A 6,209-nucleotide genomic window follows, 5' to 3' on the forward strand; every position below is an offset into this window, starting at 1 on the left:
TTTCGCAAACGGTGTAATAAACGACCTTATTATTAATTGGTCACTTCTTCTTCAAAAGCGTTAGAGAAGGGTGCACTTTCATCAAACTCCCCTTCCCACTTAGCGACAACCACTGTAGCCAAACAGTTACCAATCACATTGACCGATGTACGGGCCATATCCATCAACTCGTCTATACCCAAGATAGCGGCGATAATGAATGTAGGAAGGCCAAACTGATCTGCCGTCGCGATCAAGACGATCAAAGATGCACGCGGAACAGCTGCTACACCTTTGGAGGTGATCATCAAGGTAAAGGCAATCATCAACTGCTGTCCTACGCTCAAATCGATCCCCGCTGCTTGCGCCACAAAAATGGAAGCCAACGAAAGGTATAAGGATGTACCATCCAGATTGAAACTATATCCCGTAGGGATGACAAAGGAAACGATCTTTCGAGGCACTCCAAATTTTTCCATATTTTCCATAGCCTTTGGTAAAGCAGCGTCCGAACTGGTCGTGGCGAAAGCAATCGAGACAGGCTCTTTGACAGCACTGATAAATTTCTTGACAGGAATTTTCAAGTACAATGCGATCGGCAGCAGCACCAACGACATAAATGCGATCAAAGCTATATACAAACTCATCAATAACATGAATAGATTTTTGAGGATGTCTACCCCCAGATGTCCCACGGTATACGCCATCGCCGCTCCTACTCCTATAGGTGCAAAGAGCATGACCAGATTCGTAAACTTGAACATGGCTTCCGACAGGCTTTCCGTAAAGTCTACCAACGGCTTCCGCTTCTTCTCGTTGACCATAGCCAACCCAATACCAAAAATTACCCCAAAGATAACAATCTGCAAGACCTTGTTTTCGTAAACTGATTTGACAATGTTTTCAGGGAATGTATCGCGTACAAAAGCATTAAATTTATATACCCAATGTACATCTTCAGATATATGTGCCAAGGCTTTTTCATCCGCTGTACTGATCGCCGAGGTTTGCGGCAATTCTTCGTGCGGCATGTGCTCGATATCTACCCCCACTCCTGCTTTGGTGATATTAATGACGATCAATCCGATAAAAATGGCACAAGTGGTGGCACTAACAAAATATAACATGGATTTCCATGCCATTCGACCTACGGATTTGAGATCCGAATGCCCTGCAATACCAAAGACCAATGTTGCAAACAAGATCGGCCCCACAATGGTTTTTACCAATTTGATAAACCCTTGGCTGAGCGGATGCATAGCTACCGCCAAATCAGGAAAATCCAACCCTACAAAAACACCAAGGACCAAACAGGTCAATATCCAGGTTGTTAAGTTTTTCCGTACAACCGCATTTAGCGTCAAAACAATCGCTGTAATCCAACGAACTCCCATCATGACTGAAGGAGATACCCCTAAAATATCAAATTCATAAAATAACGTAATGATACCGGCTAATGTAATAGTAATAAGGGTAACGAGACTAATGTTCTTTTTAGACATTTAGATTTATTTTTTTGTTTTATAATAGAGTGAGACAAAAATAGAAAAATTGATTGTAATCCAAACACAAAATCCAGACATAATAAAAAAAGCCCAATTGATTTGGGCTTTTTTAAGGATTCTAACACGATTGTTACTCGGCATGCAGCCAGGCCTTTTTGGCCAACAATTCTTCTTCGGTCTCTACCACATCTTCGTCCTCTACACAGCAGTCTACCGGACATACAGCCGCACACTGCGGTTCATCGTGAAAACCGACACATTCCGTACATTTGTCTGATACAATATAATACACTTCATCCGAAATGGCTTCTTGAGGAGCTGCAGCATCGATCGTCACACCATCTCCAAAATCAATCACGCCATCCAAAGCCGTTCCATCCGAAAATCTCCACGGCACACCTGCATCGTATATCGCATTATTGGGGCATTCAGGTTCGCAAGCGCCACAGTTAATGCATTCATCTGTAATTTTTATTGCCATCTATAACCTCTCAATGATATATAATATAATAAATAACTATTTTTGTACGTCAAAGGTAGAGATTGATTTTTTACTTTCATAAAAAAAGTATACAAAACTAGTAGATTTCTCTAATTTGACATTGCAAAGATAAAGCAAATAATCATCAGAATAATTCTAAATTGTATATTTTGACAAAAGAACAACGTATAAAAGCATTCGCAAAACTCGGATCAGCACTCCAGAACCCTGACGACTATACACAGGCATCCCTCTCCGCCATTCCCTTCAAAAATCCATGGTACACCCTGCCCAACATCTTAAAGCAGTTGGACGCCATAGCCACGAATTTGGAAGAAAAAAAGCTGTCCCATTGGCTGCTCCCCTATCCCGATTTCAATACAGACAAATCCGTGGGATTGATTCTAGCCGGTAATCTCCCTTTGGTTGGCTTTCACGATATACTCTGCACCCTGATATTGGGCTTTACAGCCAAAATCAAAACTTCTTCCGAAGATGCTGGGCTGACAGCTTATATACTGGAAAAACTTATCGGTATCGAGCCCCGATTCGGCGAACATATCCATATCGTCGAAAAACTGACCGATTACGATTTGGTCATCGCTACCGGATCAAACAATTCGGCACGCTACTTTGCGTATTACTTTGGACAAAAACCACATATCATCCGAAAGAACCGGAACTCTCTGGCCGTACTGACCGGACAGGAAACGTCCGACGAACTTTCCCTTTTGGGGAATGACATTTTTGACTACTTCGGTTTAGGTTGTAGATCCGTATCCAAGTTGTTTGTACCAAAAGGGTATGATTTTGTTCCATTCTTCCAAGCTATAGAAGACCACAAGACCCTAAAGGATCATTTCAAATACAACAACAATTACGACTACAACAAATCCATTTACCTGATCAACCGTAACAAGCATTACGACAACGGTTTTCTCTTGTTGAAAGAAGATACTGCCCTCTCCTCTCCTCTTGCGGTCGTACATTACGAAGAATACAACGATATGGACGAGGCCATCTCCAAGATCAATATCGAAAAAGATAATATACAATGCGTAGTCAGCACTGACAAACCACCTATAGAGGTTCCATGTTTCCCATTTGGGCAAAGCCAGTGCCCCGCATTGGACGACTATGCCGATGGTGTGGATATCCTCCGTTTTTTATATAATAATCGTTAAATAATTGTATTTGCAACTAGCGAATCCATAAAATATACTAACTTTGCCGTATGTATGTCATCAAAGTAAAAGGCGTCGCCAAAATCCCCGACTACGTACAATTGCGTGATGACGCATTTACCTTATTGGCATACTTTAGGGTGGACAGACCGGACAAATCTCTGGACAAAATCGGATTGGCCGACAAGGCCGAGTACATCATGCAGATTGTCAAAGAGCTTCCTTTTGGTCAAATCAAGAAAATCGAGATTTAAAATGGCAGAAAACATAGTTATACGACTCAAAAACGTAGACATATACCAACAAAAGCACTTGGTACTATCACATGTAAACCTAGACATCGCCAAAGGAGAATTTTTATACCTCATCGGCCAATCGGGAAGCGGAAAGAGTAGTCTTCTGAAGATTATTTACGGCGACCTGTATATAGCCGATGGCGAAGGACTGGTAGCAGGTTTTGATCTTAAAAAATTACGTGAGAATGAAGTACCTTTCCTACGTCGCAAACTGGGCATCGTCTTTCAGGACTTCCACCTTCTGAACGATCGTACGGTACAGAAAAACCTGGAATTTGCTTTAAAAGCCACAGGATGGACCGACAAAGGGTTGATAGAAAACCGTATCCTGGATGTTTTGGAAAAAGTGGGACTTCGTTCCAAATTAACCAAAATGCCTCATGAGCTTTCGGGCGGTGAACAGCAAAGGGTCGTCATTGCCAGGGCATTGCTCAATGATCCCGAAATCATCCTGGCAGATGAGCCTACCGGCAACCTGGATCCAGCGACTTCAGAAGAAATTGTGCTTTTGCTACGGGATATAGCAGCTTCGGGAACGGCCATATTGATGGCTACCCATGACTATCAGATCATACGCAATATGCCTGCCCGCATTATCAAGACCGCGGATGGAGCATTGCATGACAATGTCAGCATCTAGAACTGACAATTTCCTTAATAATCCGACATTTTGGATGTATTCAGCAAGAAAATACTGACAAGCTGTCGGATATTTTATTATGGCAAAATTGTTGAAGAAGCGAATTATCGAATATTAGAGGCACGAGCAGATCTTGATTCTCGCACATGCGTTAAATTAAGGATATAACCGTTCTTTCTTGTCATGCTGAGCTTGTCGAAGCATCTATTAATTATATAGTCTTTAGATCCTTCCTATTCCCGAATGCTTTCGGGACAAGCTGTCAGGATGACAAACTATCTCTATTAGGGTCGAGTGCGGGGATGTGGGGCTGATAAAAAACGCTAAACTTGACGCCAATACGATTCTCAGGATACAAAAAAAGAATAATGCCTGCCGCCTCAAAGGAAAGAGACAAAGCACTAAAATATACAAGGCGAAAATGAACGAACAAGACAACATAAAAGAGGAAAACTTGGAACAGCAAGAGAATTTAGAACAAGAAGAACAGGTCAATGCGACGGAAGTATCGGCAGAAGAAGTTTTACAGTGCCAATTAGCAGAGTCGAACGACAAATACACAAGATTGGTTGCTGAATTTGACAATTACAAGAAAAGAACTTCCAAAGAACGTGTAGAGCTGATCCAGACAGCGGGCCAGAGTATTATTTCCAAACTATTGCCCGTGCTGGACGATTTTGACCGAGCATTGGCTGCTACAGCTACGGCACAGGATGTCGAGAGCGTGAGAGTCGGGATCGAGCTCGTCAGCTCCAAGTTCAGAAAGCTCTTGGAACAGGAAGGGCTGAAAGAAATGGATGTGTTGGGACAGCCTTTTGATGCAGACTATCAGGAAGCCATCACCAGTGTCCCCGCACCTTCCGAAGATTTGAAAAACAAAGTAATCGATGTAGTGGAAAAAGGATACCTATTGCACGACAAGGTCATCCGTTTTGCTAAAGTAGTGATAGGCCAATAAGCTGTAGAAAAATGTCAAAAAGAGATTATTACGATGTTTTAGGTATTTCGCGCCAAGCGGATGCTGCCGAAATCAAATCGGCTTACCGCAAATTGGCCATCAAATACCACCCCGACAAAAATCCCGGAGATAAAGAGGCAGAAGAACTATTTAAGGAAGCCGCGGAAGCCTACGAGATATTGAGCAATCCGGAAAAAAAGGCACGTTATGACCGCTTCGGCCATGCCGGAAATTCAGCATCGGGATTTGGCGGTGGAGGTATGAATATGGAAGACATATTCAGCCAGTTTGGCGATATTTTCGGTGGAGGCAACCCTTTTGAAAGTTTCTTTGGCGGTGGCGGTCGCTCCCGCGGAGGCCGACGTGTACAAAAAGGCTCTAATCTACGCATCAAGGTAAAACTGACCTTGGAGGAGATCGCCAAAGGGGTAGAGAAAAAAGTCAAAGTCAACAAACTGGTGCACTGCCAGACCTGTGACGGAACGGGTGCCAAGGACAAATCATCCTACCATACCTGTACCACCTGTGGAGGTAGCGGCTCTGTAAGACGGGTCACAAACACTATCTTGGGACAAATGCAAACGACCAGTACCTGTCCGGCCTGTAATGGAGAAGGTATAGAGGTCACAGCCAAATGTACCACCTGTAAAGGAGAAGGTCTCGTACGTGGGGAGGAAACCCTATCCATTAATATCCCTGCCGGAGTAAGCGAAGGCATGCAGCTGTCCATGAGTGGAAAGGGAAATGCCGCAGCCCGTGGAGGTATTCCGGGAGACCTGATTATTTTGATAGAAGAAGTCCCTCACGACACCCTCAAAAGAGACGGTATCAATGTGATCTATGACCTCTACATCAACTTTGCAGACGCCGCATTAGGCACCAGTGTAGAGATACCCACCATTGATGGCAAAGCAAAGATAAAAATCGAACCGGGCACGCAAGGAGGCAAAATCCTACGCCTGAAAGGCAAGGGTATCCCAGAGGTCAATTCGTACCACAAAGGAGATCAATTGGTCTATGTCAATATATGGACACCCAAGGCCGTATCTTCCGAAGAAAGGGAAATCCTCGAAAAGCTGAAAGGTTCGGCCAATTTCAAGCCCCAACCCGGAAAAAGCGAAAAATCATTCTTTGAGCGAATCAAAGAATATTTTGAATAGACAGAC

General features: G+C 43.4%; 7 protein-coding genes. 5 read left to right on the forward strand and 2 right to left on the reverse strand.

Annotated elements, in window-relative coordinates:
* Window positions 1-32: 32 nt before the first annotated feature.
* Both G5B00_RS17575 and G5B00_RS17580 read right to left on the reverse strand, forming a co-directional pair.
* Window positions 33-1,481, reverse strand: a complete 1,449-nt coding sequence (locus G5B00_RS17575; protein ID WP_163878700.1) for a dicarboxylate/amino acid:cation symporter — start codon at window positions 1,479-1,481, stop codon at window positions 33-35.
* A 133-nt stretch (window positions 1,482-1,614) separates the two neighbouring features.
* Complete coding sequence (locus G5B00_RS17580; protein WP_163878703.1) at window positions 1,615-1,965, reverse strand: 4Fe-4S dicluster domain-containing protein; 351 nt, start codon at window positions 1,963-1,965, stop codon at window positions 1,615-1,617.
* Window positions 1,966-2,135: 170 nt separating this feature from the next.
* On the opposite strand from G5B00_RS17580, the gene G5B00_RS17585 reads away from it, so the two are divergent.
* The 5 genes from G5B00_RS17585 (at window position 2,136) to dnaJ (ending at window position 6,203) form a co-directional block, all read left to right on the forward strand.
* Window positions 2,136-3,149: an acyl-CoA reductase gene (locus G5B00_RS17585; RefSeq protein ID WP_163878705.1), complete on the forward strand. Its 1,014-nt coding sequence runs from the start codon at window positions 2,136-2,138 to the stop codon at window positions 3,147-3,149.
* A gap of 50 nt (window positions 3,150-3,199) precedes the next feature.
* On the forward strand, window positions 3,200-3,403 hold the full coding sequence (locus G5B00_RS17590) for a fructose-6-phosphate aldolase (protein WP_163878708.1): 204 nt from the start codon (window positions 3,200-3,202) through the stop codon (window positions 3,401-3,403).
* 1 nt (window position 3,404) lies between these two features.
* Window positions 3,405-4,085 carry a cell division ATP-binding protein FtsE gene (locus tag G5B00_RS17595; protein ID WP_163878710.1) on the forward strand — a complete coding sequence of 227 codons (681 nt, stop codon included), beginning with the start codon at window positions 3,405-3,407 and terminating at the stop codon, window positions 4,083-4,085.
* A gap of 421 nt (window positions 4,086-4,506) precedes the next feature.
* Window positions 4,507-5,043, forward strand: a complete 537-nt coding sequence (locus G5B00_RS17600; RefSeq protein ID WP_163878713.1) for a nucleotide exchange factor GrpE — start codon at window positions 4,507-4,509, stop codon at window positions 5,041-5,043.
* Between the two features lie 11 nt (window positions 5,044-5,054).
* Window positions 5,055-6,203, forward strand: a complete 1,149-nt coding sequence (gene dnaJ / locus G5B00_RS17605; protein WP_163878716.1) for a molecular chaperone DnaJ — start codon at window positions 5,055-5,057, stop codon at window positions 6,201-6,203.
* Window positions 6,204-6,209 lie beyond the last annotated feature (6 nt).

It is taken from the genome of Parapedobacter sp. SGR-10, assembly GCF_011030405.1.
In the GTDB taxonomy this organism is placed as follows: domain Bacteria; phylum Bacteroidota; class Bacteroidia; order Sphingobacteriales; family Sphingobacteriaceae; genus Sphingobacterium.

Coding starts and splice junctions, on each gene's coding strand:
- dnaJ (WP_163878716.1), top strand. CDS start 5,055: ATGTCAAAAAGAGATTATTACGATGTTTTAGGTATTTCGCGCCAAGCG.
- G5B00_RS17575 (WP_163878700.1), bottom strand. CDS start 1,481: ATGTCTAAAAAGAACATTAGTCTCGTTACCCTTATTACTATTACATTA.
- G5B00_RS17590 (WP_163878708.1), top strand. CDS start 3,200: ATGTATGTCATCAAAGTAAAAGGCGTCGCCAAAATCCCCGACTACGTA.
- G5B00_RS17595 (WP_163878710.1), top strand. CDS start 3,405: ATGGCAGAAAACATAGTTATACGACTCAAAAACGTAGACATATACCAA.
- G5B00_RS17580 (WP_163878703.1), bottom strand. CDS start 1,965: ATGGCAATAAAAATTACAGATGAATGCATTAACTGTGGCGCTTGCGAA.
- G5B00_RS17600 (WP_163878713.1), top strand. CDS start 4,507: ATGAACGAACAAGACAACATAAAAGAGGAAAACTTGGAACAGCAAGAG.